The sequence below is a fragment of the Nocardia sp. bgisy134 genome (genome assembly GCF_965341865.1).
Taxonomy (GTDB): Bacteria; Actinomycetota; Actinomycetes; order Mycobacteriales; family Mycobacteriaceae; genus Nocardia.
Genome location: NZ_CBDQZP010000007.1, coordinates 221,961 through 240,531, shown reverse-complemented (window position 1 = coordinate 240,531; position 18,571 = coordinate 221,961). Strand labels below are relative to the sequence as shown.

Annotated in this window: 14 protein-coding genes; 11 read left to right on the top strand and 3 right to left on the bottom strand. The window is 68.3% G+C overall.

From position 1 onward, the window contains the following. Positions 1–153 precede the first annotated feature (153 nt). The 4 genes from ACRWNM_RS15240 (at position 154) to ACRWNM_RS15225 (ending at position 4,875) form a co-directional block, all read left to right on the top strand. Positions 154–1,662, top strand: a complete 1,509-nt coding sequence (locus ACRWNM_RS15240; protein ID WP_431967839.1) for an aldehyde dehydrogenase family protein — start codon at positions 154–156, stop codon at positions 1,660–1,662. Between the two features lie 120 nt (positions 1,663–1,782). Then, positions 1,783–3,078 carry a 3-phosphoshikimate 1-carboxyvinyltransferase gene (aroA, locus tag ACRWNM_RS15235; RefSeq protein WP_431967837.1) on the top strand — a complete coding sequence of 432 codons (1,296 nt, stop codon included), beginning with the start codon at positions 1,783–1,785 and terminating at the stop codon, positions 3,076–3,078. After that, a complete protein-coding gene (rsgA, locus tag ACRWNM_RS15230; protein ID WP_431967996.1) occupies positions 3,075–4,076 on the top strand; it encodes a ribosome small subunit-dependent GTPase A in 1,002 nt (333 codons plus the stop codon). Before aroA ends, rsgA begins: the two co-directional genes overlap by 4 nt. A 43-nt stretch (positions 4,077–4,119) precedes the next feature. Next, positions 4,120–4,875 (top strand): aminoglycoside adenylyltransferase family protein, encoded by a 756-nt coding sequence (locus ACRWNM_RS15225; RefSeq protein ID WP_431967835.1) that lies wholly within the window; start codon positions 4,120–4,122, stop codon positions 4,873–4,875. 91 nt (positions 4,876–4,966) lie between these two features. On the opposite strand, the gene ACRWNM_RS15220 is transcribed toward ACRWNM_RS15225, so the two are convergent. Beyond that, positions 4,967–5,344, bottom strand: a complete 378-nt coding sequence (locus tag ACRWNM_RS15220; protein WP_431967833.1) for a nuclear transport factor 2 family protein — start codon at positions 5,342–5,344, stop codon at positions 4,967–4,969. Between the two features lie 320 nt (positions 5,345–5,664). Here ACRWNM_RS15220 and ACRWNM_RS15215 point away from each other — a divergent pair, with 320 nt between their 5' ends. Continuing rightward, entirely contained in the window at positions 5,665–6,108 is a 444-nt protein-coding gene (locus ACRWNM_RS15215; protein ID WP_431967831.1) for a DUF4352 domain-containing protein, read from the top strand. A gap of 60 nt (positions 6,109–6,168) precedes the next feature. On the opposite strand, the gene ACRWNM_RS15210 is transcribed toward ACRWNM_RS15215, so the two are convergent. After that, positions 6,169–7,746, bottom strand: a complete 1,578-nt coding sequence (locus tag ACRWNM_RS15210) for an AAA family ATPase (RefSeq protein ID WP_431967829.1) — start codon at positions 7,744–7,746, stop codon at positions 6,169–6,171. A gap of 201 nt (positions 7,747–7,947) precedes the next feature. Beyond that, positions 7,948–10,791, bottom strand: a complete 2,844-nt coding sequence (secA, locus tag ACRWNM_RS15205; RefSeq protein ID WP_431967827.1) for a preprotein translocase subunit SecA — start codon at positions 10,789–10,791, stop codon at positions 7,948–7,950. A 647-nt stretch (positions 10,792–11,438) separates the two neighbouring features. Between secA and ACRWNM_RS15200 the strand changes: the two genes are divergently transcribed. The 6 genes from ACRWNM_RS15200 (at position 11,439) to bluB (ending at position 18,544) form a co-directional block, all read left to right on the top strand. Then, positions 11,439–12,860, top strand: coding sequence for a WS/DGAT/MGAT family O-acyltransferase (locus ACRWNM_RS15200; RefSeq protein ID WP_431967825.1), 1,422 nt, complete (start codon positions 11,439–11,441; stop codon positions 12,858–12,860). A gap of 10 nt (positions 12,861–12,870) precedes the next feature. Beyond that, positions 12,871–13,422 carry a DUF6912 family protein gene (locus tag ACRWNM_RS15195; protein ID WP_431967994.1) on the top strand — a complete coding sequence of 184 codons (552 nt, stop codon included), beginning with the start codon at positions 12,871–12,873 and terminating at the stop codon, positions 13,420–13,422. Positions 13,423–13,636: 214 nt separating this feature from the next. Then, a complete protein-coding gene (locus ACRWNM_RS15190; protein WP_431967823.1) occupies positions 13,637–14,773 on the top strand; it encodes a ferredoxin reductase in 1,137 nt (378 codons plus the stop codon). A 161-nt stretch (positions 14,774–14,934) separates the two neighbouring features. Continuing rightward, a complete protein-coding gene (locus ACRWNM_RS15185) occupies positions 14,935–16,374 on the top strand; it encodes a fatty acid desaturase (RefSeq protein WP_431967821.1) in 1,440 nt (479 codons plus the stop codon). 88 nt (positions 16,375–16,462) lie between these two features. Next, on the top strand, positions 16,463–17,737 hold the full coding sequence (locus tag ACRWNM_RS15180; RefSeq protein WP_431967819.1) for a fatty acid desaturase family protein: 1,275 nt from the start codon (positions 16,463–16,465) through the stop codon (positions 17,735–17,737). Positions 17,738–17,869: 132 nt separating this feature from the next. Then, positions 17,870–18,544 (top strand): 5,6-dimethylbenzimidazole synthase, encoded by a 675-nt coding sequence (gene bluB / locus ACRWNM_RS15175; RefSeq protein ID WP_431967992.1) that lies wholly within the window; start codon positions 17,870–17,872, stop codon positions 18,542–18,544. Positions 18,545–18,571: the final 27 nt, after the last annotated feature.

Sequence of the window (18,571 nt, the reverse complement as noted above, 5' to 3'; positions counted from 1 at the left end):
CCCACACCGACAAGCTCGGGGACAATCGATACCGAGTGGTGACCTGGTGAGAGTTTTGACCTAGCATTCTCTCAACGGATGGGACGGCCATCACACCCATCCGCTCCGGCACGCGCACCGACCGGCCACCGTAGAGGCAAGAGGAGAGCCCACGTGACAACCACCGAGACCACCCCCGCCACACCCGACACACTGCTGAAGTCTGTCGACCCGGCCACGGGCGAGGTCATCGCCACCTATCCCATCGCCGACGAGGACGCGGTGCGCGCGGCCGTCGCCAAGGCCCGTGCCGCCGCCACCACCTGGGGCGCGCTGAGCTTCGACGAACGCCGCAAGCATCTGCTGCGCTGGTCGAGCCGCTTGGTCGCCGACTCCGAGGAATTCACCGCGCTGATTCACAAGGAGAACGGCAAGCCGCTCGACGACGCGTTCCTGGAGCTGATGCTCGCGCTCGAGCACATCGCCTGGGCGGCCAAGAACGCCAAGAAGCTGCTGTCGCCGAAGAAGGTCTCCCCCGGTGTGCTGATGTCGAACTTCGCCGCCCGTCTCGAGCAGCGCCCGCTCGGCGTCATCGGCGTGATCGGACCGTGGAACTACCCCGTCTACACCCCGAACGGCTCCATCGCCTACGCCCTGGCCGCTGGCAACACCGTGGTGTTCAAGCCGAGCGAATTCTCCACGGGCATCGGCAATTTCCTCGCCGAGGCGTTCAAGAAGGCCAACCCCGAACTGCCCGAGGGCGTCTTCGAGACCATCAACGGTTACGGCGCTACCGGCGCGGCGCTGGTGAAGTCCGGCGTCGACAAGATCGCCTTCACCGGTTCCACCGCGACCGGTAAGCGCATCATGGCCGCGGCCGCCGAGAACCTCACCCCGGTCCTGCTGGAGTGTGGCGGCAAGGACGCGGTGATCGTGGCGGGCGACGCGGACGTCAAGGCCGCGGCCGACGCGGTGGCCTGGGGCGCCACCGCCAACAGCGGCCAGACCTGCGCGGGCGTGGAGCGGGTGTACGTGGACCGCTCGGTGCGCGAGGAATTCGTCGCCGAGGTCAAGCGGATCCTCTCCGATATCAAGCCCGGCTCGGACGACAAGGCGGCCTACGGCCCGATGACCATGCCGAGCCAGATCGATATCGTGCGCCGTCACATCGAGGACGCGCTGAAGAAGGGCGGCACCGCGGTGCTCGGCGGGCCCGAGTCGATCAAGGGTCCGTTCATCGAGCCGGTCGTCCTCGTCGACGTCGACGAGGACTCCGAGGCGGTGGCCGAGGAGACCTTCGGGCCGACCGTCACCATCCGCACCGTCGACGGCGTCGACGAGGCCGTGGAACTGGCCAACAAGTCCAAGTACGGCCTGTCCTCGGCGGTGTACTCGAAGAAGAACGGCCTGGACATCGCGCGCCGGTTGCGCGTCGGCGCCACCTCGGTGAATTCGGTGCTCGCCTTCGCCGCCATCCCCGGTCTGCCGTTCGGCGGGGTCGCCGACTCCGGCATCGGCCGCATCCACGGCGAACCGGGCCTGCGCGAGTTCGTCCGGCCGCATTCGATCGCGGTGCAGCGCTTCACGGTTCCCGGTATGGCGCTGCTCAGCTACACCCGCACCGATTCGACCATGAAGCTGCTGCGCAAGCTGGTTCCGTTCCTGCACGGCAGGCACAAGTAGACAACGCCGGGTATGCGCGAACCGGCCGCAGCGGACGGCTGGTTCGCGCATACCGGCGTGCCCGTCCTCCCGGCACCGATTCGGCCGCAGTTCACGACCGCCGGTGTGTCCGATCACCCGATGGGCCAAGATGGACTGGTGACTTTCTGGCCAGCGCCCCACGTCGATGTCCCGGTACACGCGACCGTCACCCTGCCCGGATCCAAATCGATCACCAATCGCGCACTGATCCTCGCGGCACTCGCCGACGGACCCTCCACGATCACGGGGGCGCTGCGCAGCCGCGACACCGATCTCATGATCGCCGCGCTGCGCGCGCTGGGCACGGACATCGCGGGTGACGCCGAGACGCTGCGCGTCACCCCGGCGACGCTCGGCGGCGGCGCGGTCGATTGCGGCCTCGCGGGCACCGTGATGCGGTTCCTGCCGCCGGTGGCGGCGCTTGCGGTCGGCGATGTGGCCTTCGACGGCGACGCCCAGGCTCGGGTGCGGCCGCTGCGCACCATTCTGGACGCGCTGCGCGGGCTCGGCGCCGACATCGACGGCGACGCGCTGCCGTTCACGGTGCACGGCAAGGGCGCACTGCGCGGCGGGCCGGTCACCATCGACGCCTCCGGATCCTCGCAGTTCGTCTCCGGACTGCTGCTCTCCGCCGCCCGCTTCGACGAGGGCCTGACCGTGCATCACGACGGCAAAGCGCTGCCGTCCATGCCGCACATCGAGATGACGGTGGAAATGCTGCGCCGCGCCGATGTTCGGGTGCAGGCGCCCGCCGACAGCCGCAAGGCGCAGACCTGGGTCGTCGAGCCCGGTCCTGTCCGCGCCGTCGACTGGGACGTGGAACCCGACCTGTCCAACGCCACGCCGTTCCTGGCCGCGGCGGCGGTCACCGGCGGCGAGGTGCGGATTCCGCACTGGCCACGCCTCACCACCCAGCCCGGCGACGTGATCCGCGAGATCCTGGTGCGCATGGGCGCGGAGGCCAGGGTCTTCGACGGTGTGCTCACCGTGCGCGGGCCGGAACGCCTGGCGGGCATCGACATCGACCTGCACGACGTCGGCGAGCTGACCCCGACCGTCGCCGCATTGGCCGCGCTGGCCGACTCCCCGTCCTGGCTGCGCGGCATCGCGCACCTGCGCGGGCACGAGACCGACCGGCTGGCGGCGCTGGCCACCGAGATCAACCGTCTCGGTGGCAAGGTCACCGAGACCGAGGACGGGCTCGAGATCGTGCCCGCACCACTGCACGGCGGCGCCTGGCACTCCTACGCCGACCACCGGATGGCCACCGCGGGCGCGATCCTCGGCCTGAAGGTGCCCGGCGTGGAGATCGAGGACATCGGCACCACCGCCAAGACACTGCCGAATTTCGTCGCGCTGTGGGAGCGGATGCTGAACGACGGAGCTGCGCACTGAGCCGGCCACGACGCTCCGCCGCGGGCTACGACGAATCCGATGTGCGGGTTCGTCCCGGCCGAAGTTCGCGTCCCCGCACCAAGACTCGCCCGCAGCACAACGACGCCGAGGCCGCGATGGTGGTTTCCGTCGACCGCGGGCGCTGGGGCTGCGTGCTGGGCGGCGACCCCGAACGCAGGATCGTGGCCATGCGGGCGCGTGAGCTCGGCCGCACCCCGATCGTGGTCGGCGACCAGGTGGACGTCGTGGGCGATCTGTCCGGCAAACCCGACACCCTGGCCCGCATCGTGCGCGTCGGCGAACGCGGGACGGTGTTGCGCCGCACCGCCGACGACACCGACCCGTTCGAGCGGATCGTGGTCGGCAACGCCGAAAAGCTGTTCATCGTGGTGGCGCTGGCCGACCCGCCGCCGCGCACCGGTTTCGTGGAGCGGTGCATGGTCGCCGCCTACGTCGGCGGGCTGCGTCCGGTGCTGTGCCTCACCAAGCACGATCTGGCCGCCGACTCCGAATTCGCCTCGGCCTTCGACGATCTCGATCTCACGATCGTCTACGGCGGCATCGACGATCCACTCGATCCGGTCCTCGGCCTGCTGACCGACCACCTCACCGCGTTCATCGGGCACTCCGGCGTCGGCAAGTCGACCCTGGTGAATCGCCTTGTGCCGGACGCCGATCGGGCGGTCGGCGAGGTCTCCGGCGTCGGCAAAGGCAAGCACACCTCCACTCAGTCCATCGCGCTGCCGCTGCCCGGCGGCGGCTGGGTGATCGACACACCCGGCGTGCGCTCCTTCGGCCTCGCCCACATCACCCCGGACGACGTCATCCTGGCGTTCAGCGATCTCGCCGAGGCGATCGAGGACTGCCCGCGCGGCTGCACCCACCTCGGGCCGCCCGCGGATCCCGAGTGCGCGCTGGACACGCTGCCCGACAAGGAGCGGCGGGTGGCCGCCATCCGGCGGTTGCTGGTGGCGTTGAACTCCAACGAGCCCTGGTAGCGCTTCCCCCGCTGACGCGCCCTACGGCAGTAGGGTGGACCGGGTGACCCAGGAAGCCGCCGTCGCCGACCTGCTCCGCACCACGCTCGGGCCCCTGCTGCTCGGCGCCTACCGCCACGGTTCGGCCGCGCTCGGCGGGTTGCGGCCGCACAGCGACATCGACGTTCTCGTCGTCACCGATGGGCGTCTGGACAGTGCGCGACGCCGCGCGCTGATGGACGGACTACTGACCGTTTCCGGCGATCCGCGCGTCCCCGGCGCGGGGCGACCGATCGAGCTCAGCACGGTCGCCCAGGCCGATGTGCGGCCGTGGCAGTACCCGCCGACCCTCGATTTCCAGTACGGCGAATGGCTGCGCGACGACTACGAACGGGGCATGCTGCCCACCGCCGCACCGGATCCCGACCTCGCCGTCCTGATCACGATGACCCTCCAGGCCGACTCGCCGCTGCTCGGCCCGCCGCCCGCGGAGCTCCTCGACCCCGTCCCGCCGGAGCATCTGCGCGGCGTGCTGCTCGACGGCGTCACCGACCTGCTCGCCGAACTCGACAGCGACACCCGCAACGTGCTGCTCCGCCTGGCCCGTGTCTGGATGACATTGGAAACGGGCGAGATTCGCGCCAAATCCGAGGCCGCGAGCTGGGCCCTCGACCGGCTCCCCACCGAACACCGGCCGGCGCTCGCGCACGCCCGCGCGGTCTACGTTGGGGACGCCGAGGACGTGTGGGCCGACCGACTACCGCAGGCGCACGACACCGCGTCCGCGCTCGTCAGCGAAATACTTCAGTACAGCGCGTGAATCGCGTATAAGCGCCGAGCACGTCGCCGTCGGGGCGGGCAGTTCGCGCTCTTGTCGGAGCGTTCGGATCGAACGCCGCACGACGCCGTGGTCACTGAACGTCCGGCTGCCCCGGCGCGAACGGCCACTCCTCGAAGTGGACGCAGCGACCGGAATCGTCCAAGCGGATGACCCACAGGTCACGCCAGCGCGCGGGATCGTCCCGCTCGTATTCGACCTGCACACGGACCACGGCCGTGTCGCCGTCCACCGCGACGAGGTCGAAGGTCATCGCGAACGGCTCGTCCGCTCCGTCCCGGCCTGCTTCCCAGAACTCGGCCAGCGCCGCGCGGCCGACAATCGGCTCCGCCCAGGGAGACACCACATAGTGGGTGTCGGCGGCGAACAGCTCAGCGAGAGCGTCGGTGCCCGATGTGCGCCAAGCCCGTTCATAGCCCGCCACCCATGCGCGAACCGTATCGCGATCCATGCCGCAGACGGTACTCCCGCGGCGGGCGAAAGCGCCGAATATTCGCTTCGGCCTATCCCCGATCAACTGGACCGCCCAATCTGACCCACATTTCGCGTCGGTCGCTCGACAACGAAACACTCAGGTGCCCCGGAAAAACCCGGACGCCTCTCGTCGTGCGATCTCGATACGGCGCGTACTCCGAATCGGACGGGCCGTGCACTGGCGTACCGCCCGGTTTTCCCCGCTGGCAGCGGGGCCGACGCCACCCTCCAACGGCGTGTCCGGACCGTGGTGAGGATGCCCGCCGGAGTATCACCTTCGGCGGTTGCGTCGCGCTGTTGAGCAGCGCGGCCGACGAGATGGCCGAGAGCACGGAGAAGCGGACCTCTGCCGCGCCTGCGGGTTCGGAGGTTCGCGACGGGAAGTTCGGTTTCGTCGTCACCCGCGTCGATCCGCCCGTCGCCTCGGTCGGTGACAACGAGTTCCTGAAGAAGGAGGCTCAGGGCGAATACATCCTGGTGTACGTCGACGTCACCAACACGGCCGACAAACCGCAGACCTACTTCGGCGACAACCAGAAACTGGTGGACGACCAAGGACGCCTGTACACCAACGACACCGCGGCCGAGCTGAACCTCGATAAAGATCTGGCGGCGGAGATCAACCCCGGCAACAAGATCTCGGTGATCCTCGCCTTCGACGTCCCGAAAGGCACCGTCCCGGCCGCCATCGAATTCCACGACTCGGCTTTCTCCGGCGGCGCCCGAGTCGCACTGGGGTGATCGACTGAAGACGACGAAGGCGCCCCGGGAAACCTCTGGGCGCCTTCGGTTCTGGCAAGTTCAGGCGCGCAAGACGGTGACCGTTCGGCCGGCGGGTGTTGTCGCCTCGGAGAACACGGTGCGACGATCGATCGGCTCGGCTGCGGAGCGGCGGTCGAAGATCACCAGTACTCCGGTGCTCAATTCGAAACGGTCCAGGTACCCGTCGAGCTGGCCGAGGCCGACGGCGAGTGGATCGGTTTCCCTGTCCCGCCAGACTTTCAGCTCCAACGCCTCGCGCTGCCACGCCCGGCGGCCGTTCGCGTCTGTATAGGGCTGGCGGACGAGCAGATCGATACGTCCGCGGCCGACTCCGTATTCCCGGTCGATGTAGCCGCCGCCGTTGACGATTCGGTGCAGAAACGCCATCATCACCAGCTGCGCGGCCGCTTCGTGGTAGCCCTGTTGGGCAGCGAGGACCTCACCGTTCAGTTTCCAGAACGCGGCGAATTCGGTGAGCAGGCGGGGGAAGTCGAGGCGGCCGTCCGGCATCCGGAAGCTGCTCGGCTCGAGGAGCACGTTGTTCTCGATCGCCGATCCCAGCACCCGGAGGATGACTTCCTTGTAGATCGGGTTGGCGACGCGGACCGGTCGATCGTCTGCGATGAGGCCGAGATCCCGGACGTAGGAGACGGCATCGTTGAAGGTGAGATCCGCATCCAGCAACGTGCCCGCGATCAGCGGTTCGATGACCATCCGCACACGGTCCTCACCCAGTTTCGAGACCAGCGAATCCAGGTGGGTGGCACGCGCGACGATCAACCGCTCCTTGGCTTCGTCGATGTGGTCGTCGGTGATCGTGGTTCGCACCCGCATCTTGTCGATGACCTCGGCCGCAATGGCGTTGACGAGCCAGGGCTGACCTTGGGTGTAGTAGTAGGCGAGATCGACTGCGCGGGCGGTGAACTTCTGCCCGGTTTCCTCGGTGTGCTGCTCATACAGCTCGGCCACCTCGGCATGGGTGAAGTCGCCGATGCGCACCGATTCGACCTTGATGTTGAATGGGCTGGCGGATCCGAGTCGCGACGGGTCGCCTCCGGAAGCCACCTTGTAGTCTCGGACGTCGCGCAGCCCGCACAGCACGACCGCATGCACGAATTCGTCCCGTTCATCGGTGTAGCCGTCCCGCAGCTGCCTTAGCACGCTGCGCAGGCTCTCGCCCCGGATTGCGTCGATCTCGTCGAAGAACAAAACCAGCGGCCGAGGACAACGGACGGTCCACGCGGTGAGTGCGACGGTGAGGCGGTTGCCCAGCTTGGCCTCTGGCCACGGGTCGGGGGGTAACAACTCGGGAGCGAACCCACGCGCCATGGCCCGTTTGCTTATCACATCCAGCAGGACTTGCTCTACGACGTCGACGTCATCACCGAAGGGTTCGGCAGACTCGCAAGAAAAGCGCAACGCAAGGTACTCCCCCTCTTCGGTCAACTCCCGCGCCAGTTCCGCCAGACTGGTCGTCTTCCCGGACTGTCGCGGCGCGTGCAGGACGAAGTACTGCCCACGGTCGATGAACCGGCGAGCATCGGGCAGCCGCTCGGCGGCGGGGAGCATGTAATGCCGTTTCGGGTCGCAGGGCCCCGTGGTGTTGAAGTACCGCAATGCAAGTCCTTCCCCTCCTGGCCGCTGGAGTCACCTCACTCGCGGGTTCGACCAGCACACACTACTTGCGAGCCCTGACGAACGGCACCGAAGGCAGTGCCTCTCCGATTACGAGAATCCGAATCGAATGAGCAAGGTCGAGCCGGAAAACGGGCGAAGGCGCCCCGGGAAACCCCGGGGCGCCTTCGGTGTTCGGGTCGCTCAGTGCCGACGACGCGACTTCGGAGCGCGCTTGCCCTTGCTTTCGGCGCGGGCCGCTTCGCGGCGTTCGCGACGAGTGGAGTGGGCGCCGGCTTCGGAGCCGTACTCCTCGGCGTCGCTGTGGACTTCCGCGCCGCCGCGCTCGTCCGGGCCCGAGTAGCTGAAGCCGCGGGTGGTGCGCTCGTCGATGCCCTTGGCGCGCAAGGCGGCCGGGGCGCCGTTGGCGGCGGGGGCTTCCTCGGTCGGGAGCGGGGCGGGGGCGCCGGACATGGCGCCGACCGGGGAGCGCAGGCCGGGGTCGACGGCGACGCCCGCGGGCTGCGGCTGCTGCACCTCGACCTGAAGGTTGAACAGGAAGCCGACCGACTCCTCCTTCAGGCCGTCGAGCATCGCCGAGAACATGTCGAAGCCCTCGCGCTGGTACTCGACCAGCGGATCCCGCTGCGCCATGGCGCGCAGGCCGATGCCCTCCTTGAGGTAGTCCATCTCGTAGAGGTGCTCGCGCCACTTGCGGTCCAGCACCGAAAGCAGCACCTGCCGTTCGAGATTGCGCATGGAACCCTCGCCGGCCAGGCCGTCGATCTCCTGCTCGCGCTTGTCGTACGCGTCGTGCGAGTCGTCGAGGAGGGCGTCGAGCAACTCGTCGCGAGTCAGGTCGCCCGCCTCGCCGACGCCGGTCTCACCGGTCAGCTCCTTGTAGTCGACGCCGACCGGGTAGAGGGTCTTCAGCGCGGTCCACAGCTTGTCCAGATCCCAGTCCTCCACGTAGCCCTCGGCGGTGGCGCCGTCCACGTAGGCGGAGATCACGTCGGTGATCATGTTCTGGACCTGGCCCTCCATGTCCTCCCCGCGCAGGATCTGGTTGCGCTCGCCGTAGATAACGGTGCGCTGCTGGTTCATCACCTCGTCGTACTTGAGGACGTTCTTGCGGATCTCGAAGTTCTGCTGCTCGACCTGGGTCTGCGCGCTCTTGATCGCCTTGGAGACCATCTTGGCCTCGATCGGCACGTCGTCGGGCAGGTTGAGCCGCGTCATGATCGCCTCGAGCGCCGCGCCGTTGAAGCGCCGCATCAGCTCGTCACCCAGCGACAGGTAGAAGCGGGACTCGCCCGGGTCGCCCTGACGGCCGGAGCGACCGCGCAGCTGGTTGTCGATACGCCGGGACTCGTGGCGCTCGGTGCCGAGCACGTACAGACCACCCGCGTCGCGGACCGCCTCGGCGTCCTCCTCGGTCTGCTGCTTGACCTGCTCCAGGGTCGGATGCCAGGCGGACTCGTACTCCTCCTGCGTGTCGACCGGGTCCAAGCCCTGCTTGCGCAGCAGGATGTCGGCGATGATGTCCGGGTTGCCGCCGAGCACGATGTCGGTACCGCGGCCCGCCATGTTGGTGGCGACGGTGACCGCGCCGGGCCGACCGGCCTCGGCGATGATCTCGGCTTCCTTCTCGTGGAACTTCGCGTTCAGCACGTTGTGCGGGATGCCGCGCTTGGTGAACTGCTTGGACAGGTACTCCGAGCGCTCGACGCTGGTGGTGCCGATCAGCACCGGCTGGCCCTTCTCGTGCCGCTCGGTGACGTCGTCGACCACGGCGGCGAACTTGGACTCTTCGGTCTTGTAGATCAGGTCCGACTGATCGGCGCGCACCATCGGCCTGTTCGTCGGAATCGGGACGACACCCAGGCCGTAGATCTGGTGCAGCTCGGCCGCCTCGGTCTCGGCGGTACCGGTCATGCCGGAGAGCTTGTCGTAGAGCCGGAAGTAGTTCTGCAGCGTGATGGTGGCCAGCGTCTGGTTCTCCGGCTGGATCTCGACGCCTTCCTTGGCCTCGATCGCCTGGTGCATGCCCTCGTTGTAGCGGCGGCCGACCAGGATGCGTCCGGTGAACTCGTCGACGATGATGACCTCGCCGTCGCGGACGATGTAGTCCTTGTCGCGCTGGTAGAGCTCCTTGGCCTTGACCGCGTTGTTCAGGTAGCTGACCAGCGGCGAGTTGGCGGCCTCGTACAGGTTGTCGATGCCGAGCTGATCCTCGACGAACTCCACGCCCGCCTCGTGCACGCCGATGGTGCGCTTCTTGATGTCGACCTCGTAGTGCAGGTCCTTCTTCAGCAGCGGCGCGATGCGCGCGAACTCGGCGTACCACTTCGAGGAGGCGTCGGCCGGGCCGGAGATGATCAGCGGCGTGCGGGCCTCGTCGATGAGGATGGAGTCGACCTCGTCGACCACGGCGAAGTTGTGCCCGCGCTGGACCAGGTCGTCCAGCGAGTGCGTCATGTTGTCGCGCAGGTAGTCGAAGCCGAACTCGTTGTTGGTGCCGTAGGTGATGTCGGCGTTGTACGCGGCGCGGCGCTGGGCCGGGCTCATACCGCCGAGGATGACGCCGACCTCGAGGCCGAGGAAGCGGTGCACGCGGCCCATCCACTCGGCGTCGCGCTTGGCCAGGTAGTCGTTGACGGTGACGACGTGCACGCCGTCGCCGGACAGCGCGTTGAGGTAAGCGGGGAGCACACAGGTCAGGGTCTTGCCCTCACCGGTCTTCATCTCGGAGATGTTGCCGAGGTGCAGCGCGGCGCCGCCCATCACCTGGACCTTGTAGTGCTTCTGGTTGAGCACCCGCCAGGACGCCTCGCGAGCCACCGCGAACGCCTCGAGCAGCAGGTCGTCGAGGCTCTCGCCGTCGGCGTAGCGCTGCTTGAACTCGTCGGTCTTCGCGCGCAGTTCGCCGTCGGTGAGCTGCTCGTGCTCCGCTTCGAGCGCGAGGACCTCGTCGGCCAGATGAGCGAGCCGCTTGACGGTGCGACCCTCACCAATCCGTAGCAACCTCGTCAGTGTCAGCGCAGGCACGGGTCTCGTCAGTCCTCTGGTCGGTGTGTCAAATGTCGGCCCCCACATCTTCCGCCGGGCACGGCGGAATCCGCAGCACGCCTCATGGTAATGCTGCAACCATGCTAGCGACGTCCGCGTTCGCCCTGGCCACGTGCGGGGGCCCGGAACGCACCGCGTCCGGCTGCAGGTACTCGGCGCCATCGCCGCGGCGGCCGCGGGGCGTCGCTTCTCACCGTACTCGCCTCGCGGTCCGCGCGACGCCCGCGGCGGGCGCGAATCCGCGGGTCAGCGCCGTGGCGTCGGGCGGTCGCGCCGCAAACCGGGGGCGAATCACGCTCGAGCCGAGCCGCTTCGAAGGTCGGTGCCATACGATGACAGGGGTCCGACGCGCCGGTGGCAGCGGCATATGCGCGGGACGGCAAGGGCAGTGCGGCTCGTGATCCCCTGATGCGGAGCGAGCGAAAGCGACGGTCGCCGACTGTGCAGTCCCCACCTCTATCGAAACCCCACCCCGCCCGAACGAGCTCGGACAACCCTGCCACGCGGGTTGCCAGGGGTAAAGATATGTACCGATTTCGCTGGATATGCCACAGGATCCACCACCTTTTCCTTGTCGCGAACGACAATGAGGCGGGGACACGGCATCGGAAGGAGCACCGGGCAGCGTGATCACGCGTTTGACGCCACAGGACGCGGCGTTCTATCGGCTCGAGTCGAGCAGCAATCCGATCCACATCGGCTCGCTCGCGATCGTCCGCAACACCGGCGACGGCCTCCTCGACGGCGAATCGCCCCTCGACTACGACCGGCTCGTCGACCTGGTGGAGAGCAGGCTCTCGCTGGTCCCGCGCTACCGCCGCAAGGTGCGCGAGATCCCGTTCGCGCTCGGCAGACCGGTGTGGGTGGAGGACAGCCGCTTCGACATCACCTATCACATCCGCCGCTCCGCACTGCCGAGTCCGGGCACCGACGAACAGCTGCACGACCTGGTCGCACGGCTGGCATCGCGGCCGCTCGACCAGAGCAAACCGCTGTGGGAGATGTACCTGATCGAGGGGCTCACCGAGGGCCGCAGCGCGATCTTCACCAAGACCCACTCGGCGCTGGTGGACGGCGTCGGCGCGCTGGAGATCGGGCACGTCATCCTGGACGCCAGCCCGTCGCCGCGCGGTCTGGCCGACGACGCCTGGGTCGCTCCGCGCGAACCCACCGACGTGGAACTGCTGGTCGGCGCGCTCACCCATCTGGCGGCCCAGCCCCGCGAGGCGCTGGAGGTGGCCCGCGACGCGAGCGCGGACGCCTTCGCGATGATCGGCGCGGCGGGCCGCGCGGTCGACTCGGTCGTCTCGGCGGTCCGCACCGCCGCCATCGGCGCGCCGGACAGCCCGCTCAACGCGCGCACCTCGCGCAGCCGCCGCTTCGACGTGGTGCGCACCGATCTGGAGGACTACCGCAAGATCCGCCACCGCTTCGACTGCTCGACCAACGACGCGATCCTCGCCGTGGTCACCGGGGCGCTGCGCAGCTGGCTGCTGTCCCGCGGCGAGGCGCTGATCGAGTCGACCACGCTGCGCGCGGTGGTGCCGATGTCGGTGTACATCGAAGGCCCGGACCGGGATCGGCTCGAACCCGCCAGCGAGGTGTCCTCGTTTCTGCTGGATCTGCCGGTCGGCGAGCCCAATCCGGTGATGCGGCTCTCGCACATCGCGCACGCCACCGAGGCCAACAGCAAGGCCAGGCGCGGGGTGCGGGCGCGCACGCTGGTGCACATGGCCGGGTTCGCTCCGGCCAGCCTGCATGCGATGAGCGTGCGGGCGGCGAGTACGTTCGCAGAGCACACGTTCAACTTGGTGATCACCAACGCGCCGGGTCCGCAGACGCCGATGTACATCGGCGGCGCGCGGATGCTGGAGATGTATCCGGTGTCGCCGCTGCTGCGCAATCAGGCTTCGAGCATCGGGATCACGTCCTACGACGGACGGGTCTTCTACGGACTCAACGCCGACCGCGACGCGATGGCCGACATCGAGGTGCTGGCCGCCGCGGTGCACGAGTCCATGGAGGAGATGCTCGGTGCCTGCGCCTGATCAGAAGAACATCCTGCGGGTGTACGTGCCCGCGACGGTGCCGATGCTGCGCGCGCTGGTCGAGGAGCGGGAGATCTTCCCGATCGGCGCCACGGCTTTCGCGGTCACGCCCGCGCTGCGCGAGGCCTACGCCTCCGGCGACGACGAGGAACTGGCCGAGGTCGCGATGCTCGAGGCGGCCCGCGCCTCGCTGCGCCTGCTCGCCGCCGAACGCGAGGCGATCGTCGAGGACATCGAAGACGGCGAACCCGTGGCCGCGCGGCCGTCCGGCGGTCCGGTGTACCGGCGGGCCGTGATCGCCGCGGACGTCACCGGCGCCAAGCTGCGGCCCGACCTCGACGACGCGGTGGTCAAGCTCGCGGGACCGATCGGCTACGCGCGGATCGCCTCGATCCACGTCGACCTGGCCGAGGCCGAGCCCGAGGTGGCCAAGGCGGTGGACGTCATCGACGCGGCCGATCTCGGTGACGCAGACGCCGAATTCGTGCTCGGCGACGCCGAGGACCACCAGCTCGCCTGGTACGCCGCGCAGGAACTGCCGTTCCTGCTCGAATTGCTCTGAGGCCGACTTGCGCTGAGCTCCGCTTGTGGCGAGGCGCACTTGCGCTGAGGCCGAATTGCGCCGAGGCTCGATGGTGCCGGGGTTCATTCGCGTTGGGGCCGCGGCGGGAAAGTGGGCGCGCGGTCGCCGCTGCCCGCTAACCTACGATGCCGTAACCTGGCCGAGAGCGGCCCCGACGGCGGCCGCCACCTCGACAGAAAGACGAACGGCACCGATGGTCTTCAAGAATGTCCGCGATTGGCTCGAAGCGCCTGCGGCGAGCGTCGCCGATCGGGGGGGTCGGCTCAACGTGTTGCGCGGGGCCGTCGCCCGGGTGACCACGCCGCTGCTGCCGGACGATTACCTGCACCTGGCCAACCCGCTGTGGTCGGCGCGCGAACTGCGCGGGCGGATCGTCGACGTGCGCAAGGAGACCGCGGATTCGGCGACCCTGGTGATCAAGCCGGGCTGGGGCTTCGACTTCAAGTTCCAGCCGGGCCAGTACATCGGCATCGGCCTGCTGGTGGACGGCCGCTGGCACTGGCGTTCGTACTCACTGACCTGCCCTCCGGATTGGAGCGCCCCCGAGCACGGCGGCAAGCGCGTCATCTCGATCGCCGTGAAGGCGATGCCCGAGGGATTCCTGTCCAGCCACATCGTCGGCGGCGTCAAGCCGGGCACGGTCGTCCGGTTGCAGGCGCCGCAGGGCGGTTTCGTGCTCCCCTACCCGCCGCCTGCCAAGGTGCTGTTCCTCACCGCCGGCAGCGGCATCACCCCGGTGATGTCGATGCTGCGGGCGATGGACCGGCGCGGCCTGGTGTCCGACGTGGTGCACCTGCATTCGGCGCGCACCGCCGAGGACGTGATGTTCGGCGAGGAACTGCGCGCGCTGCACGACCGGCACCCGAGCTTCGAGTCGCATCTGCACCTGACCGGGGAGCAGGGCAAGTTCGCGCTCACCGATCTGGACGTGAAGTTCCCGGACTGGCGCGAACGCGACACCTGGGCCTGCGGGCCCGCCGCCATGCTCGACGAGATCGAACAGCACTGGCGCGGGGCGGGCATCGCCGACCGGCTGCACGTGGAGCGGTTCGAGATCGAGCGCTCGGCGATCGGCGAAGGCGGCATTGTCAACTTCGGCAAGTCCGGCCGCAGCGTCGAGGTCGACGGCGCGACCAGCCTGCTGGAGGCGGGTGAGTCGGCCGGGGTTCAGATGCCGTTCGGCTGCCGGATGGGCATCTGCCAGACCTGTGTGGTGACATTGAGTTCCGGACACGCCCGGGATCTGCGCAACGGCGAGGAGCGCCGCGAGGGCGACAAGGTGCAGACCTGTATCTCGGCCGCCGCGGGCGATTGCACGCTCGACGTCTGAGGCGGTCAGGCCCGGAGGAGGCAGCGCAGCGTGACCACGCGGGGCCCCGCCTCGGACACCTCCGACACCACTGAGGCGATCAGGCCCGTTGCAGACAGAATCCATACCTCCTGAGACGCAGGTACCCTCGACCGCATAAGTCGAGCAGAGAAGGGACTCCGGTGGCCATCACCGATATCCAGACGTTCTCCCACCTCACGGCCGCCGATATCGAGACCCTGGGGCAGGAACTCGACAGCATTCGCCGGTCCGTGGAACTCTCCCGTGGCGAACGCGACGCGAAATACATCCGCCGCACCATCGCGGCCCAGCGCGGCCTCGAGGTCGCCGGGCGCGCGGTGCTGTTCGGCAGCCGCAACCGCTGGGCCTGGCTCGCGGGCACCGCGTTGCTCTCGGTCGCCAAGATCATCGAGAACATGGAGCTCGGGCACAACGTCAGCCACGGGCAGTGGGACTGGATGAACGATCCGGAAATCCACTCGGGCACCTGGGAGTGGGACCAGGTCGGGCCGTCGTCGCAGTGGCGGCGGGCGCACAACTACTCCCACCACACCTACACCAATGTCCTCGGCAAGGACGAGGACCTCGGCTTCGGCATCCTGCGGATGACCCGCGACGAAGAGTGGCGCCCGATCCACTTGGTGCAGCCGCTGGCCAACCTGCTGCTGGCCGCCACCTTCGAGTGGGGCATCGCGCTGCACGACTGGAGCATCGAGAAGCAGCTGTCCGGCGTCCCGCGCCAGGAACTGCTGTCGGCGCCGAATCGGGAGTTCGCCCGCAAGATCGCGCGCCAGGCGGCCAAGGATTTCGTGCTGTACCCCGCCTTGACCGGGCCCGCGTGGAAGTCGACGCTGAAGGCCAACGCCACCGCCAACCTGGTGCGCAACCTGTGGGCCTACGCGGTGATCTTCTGCGGCCACTTCCCCGACGGCGCGGAGAAGTTCACCATCGAGCAGCTCGAGGACGAGACCGGCGCCGAGTGGTACCTGCGCCAGATGCTGGGCAGCGCCAACTTCAAGGCCGGGCCCGCGATGGCCTTCATGAGCGGCAACCTCTGCTACCAGATCGAGCACCACCTGTTCCCGGACCTGCCGAGCAACCGGTACCCGGAGATCGCCGCACGGGTGCGCGAGCTCTGCGACAAGTACGACCTGCCCTACACCACGGGCTCGCTGGCCAAGCAGTACCTGCTCGCCTTCCGCACCATTCACAAGCTGGCGCTGCCGGACCGGTTCCTCAAGCGCACCGCCGATGACGCCCCCGAGACCTCCTCGGAACGCAAGTTCGCGGGCATCACGCTGCCGAGCACCGAGCGCTGGGCCGACAACAACTGGCTGCTGACCGATCCCGAGACCGGGCAGCGGCGCGGGCTGCGCTCGGCGCTGCACGAGGCGAAGGTGGTGCTCGAGGAGAAGGCGCGGCACGAGAAAGAAGTGTTGCGCGAGGCCAAGCGGGCGCTGAAGGAGAAGGCCGAGCACGAGAAGGAGCTGCTGCGCGAGGCCAAAATCGCCCTGCAGGAGAAGGCGCGCACCGAGCGGTCGGCGCTGCGGAGGAAGGCCGTGCGAGAGAAGCGCTTCCGCGCGCGCTGGCGACGCGCCTGATATAACATTCGGCGGTCACGAACGCAATGCGGGATTTGCCACAGTTCCAGAAACTTACGGTGTCGTAACTTACGGTACTGTAACCGCCATGGCGATCTCGGATGTCAAGGAGTACGCGCACCTCACCGCCGCGGATGTGGAGGCGCTGGGCGCGGAATTCGACGCGATCCGGCGGGAAATCGAATCCTCGCGCGGTGAATCGGATGCGCGGTACATCCGCAATGTCATCAGGCTGCAGCGCGCGCTGGAGATCAGCGGACGCGCAGTGCTCTACGCCGGTTTCCTACCGCCCGCCTGGCTCGCGGGCGTCGCCCTGCTCAGCACCGCCAAGATCATCGAGAACATGGAGATCGGGCACAACGTCATGCACGGGCAGTGGGACTGGATGAACGATCCAGAGGTCCACTCCAGCTCATGGGAGTGGGACAACACCGGCCCGTCCAAGCACTGGAAGCACACCCACAACTACCTGCACCACAAGTACACCAACGTCCTCGGCATGGACGACGACATCGGCTACGGCCTGCTGCGGGTCACCCGCGACCAGCGCTGGAAGCCGTTCAATCTGGGCAACCCGGTCTACAACCTGCTCCTGCAGCTGTTCTTCGAGTACGGCGTCGCGATCCAGCACCTCGAGCTCGGCAAGCTGGCCGCGGGCCGGTACAAGGAGGGCACCCCCGAGCGCGCGGAGTTCGAGCGCAAGCGGGGCGAGGTGCTGACCAAGGTCGGCAAGCAGGTGCTCAAGGACTACGTGATCTTCCCGGCGCTCACCGGTCCGCTGTTCTTCTCCACGCTCACCGCGAACCTGGCCGCCAACATGATCCGCAACGTGTGGACGAACGCCGTGATCTTCTGCGGCCACTTCCCCGACGGTGCGGAGAAGTTCACCAAGGCCGACATCGACAGCGAGACCCACTCCGAGTGGTACTTGCGCCAGATGCTGGGCAGCGCCAACATTTCCGGCGGTCCGATCATGCACTTCATGACCGGCAACCTGAGCCACCAGATCGAACACCACCTGTTCCCAGATCTGCCGAGCAACCGCTACGCCGACATCGCGGGGCGGGTGCGCGCGCTGTGCGACAAGTACGACCTGCCCTACACCACGGGCTCGCTGCCGGTGCAGTACTTCAAGTCGTGGCGCACGATTCTCAAACTCGCGCTGCCGAACAAGTACCTGCGCCACACGGCCGACGACGCCCCGGAGACCTCCTCCGAGCGCAGGTTCGGCGGCAACACCCTCGCCACCATCGACCCGGCCACCGGCAAGCGGCGCGGCCTGCGCACCGCACTGGCCGAGGGCAAGCGGCGCATCACGCGCCGCGCCGCACGGCGGGAGCCCGCGCTCCCGCTGGCGCAGTGAGTGCACGAACCGGCAACGCGGTGAGCGCGCGAACGATCGACGCGGCGAATCAGCGAACCTTCGACAAAGCGGACCGGCGGGTGTGGACCCGCCGGTCCGCTTTGGTTGACTGGCCCGGTGAGTGCTGATCGCCTGAGCGTCTACGAGGCCATCCGGTTACGCCGCGACGTGCGCGCCGAATTCACCGGGGCGCCCGTCGACGAGGCCACGCTGTGGCGGATTCTCGATGCCGCGCACCGGGCGCCCAGCGTGGGCAATTCGCAGCCATGGGATTTCGTCGTGGTGCGCGATCCGGCGACGCTGCGCCGCTTCGCCGAACACGTGGCGGACAAGCGCGTCGAGTTCCGCGACGCGCTGCCGCCCGAGCGGGCCGCGACCTTCGAGCCGATCAAGATCGAGGGCATCGTCGAGAGCGGCACCGGCGTCGTCGTCAGCTACGACCACGACCGCGGCGGGCCGCAGGTGCTCGGCCGCGCCACCGTCCCCGAAACCGGTATCTACTCGGCGGTTCTCGCAATCCAGAACCTGTGGCTCGCCGCCACCGCCGAGAGCATCGGCGTGGGCTGGGTGTCCTTCTACGATGCGGCGTTCCTCGCCGAACTGGTCGGCCTGCCGCCGAACATCCGTCCCGTCGCGTGGCTTTGCGTCGGCCCGGTGCGCGAATTCCAAACGGTCCCAGACCTGGAACGCTTCGGCTGGCGCACCGGACGCCCGTTGTCGGAAGCCGTGCACCGAGAGACCTTCGGCGGGCGCCTCTCCGCCGAACCCCCGGCAGCGGGCCCGGCGATGGATTCCGCCACAACCTGACGAACCCCCACGCGACACGATGTGCGC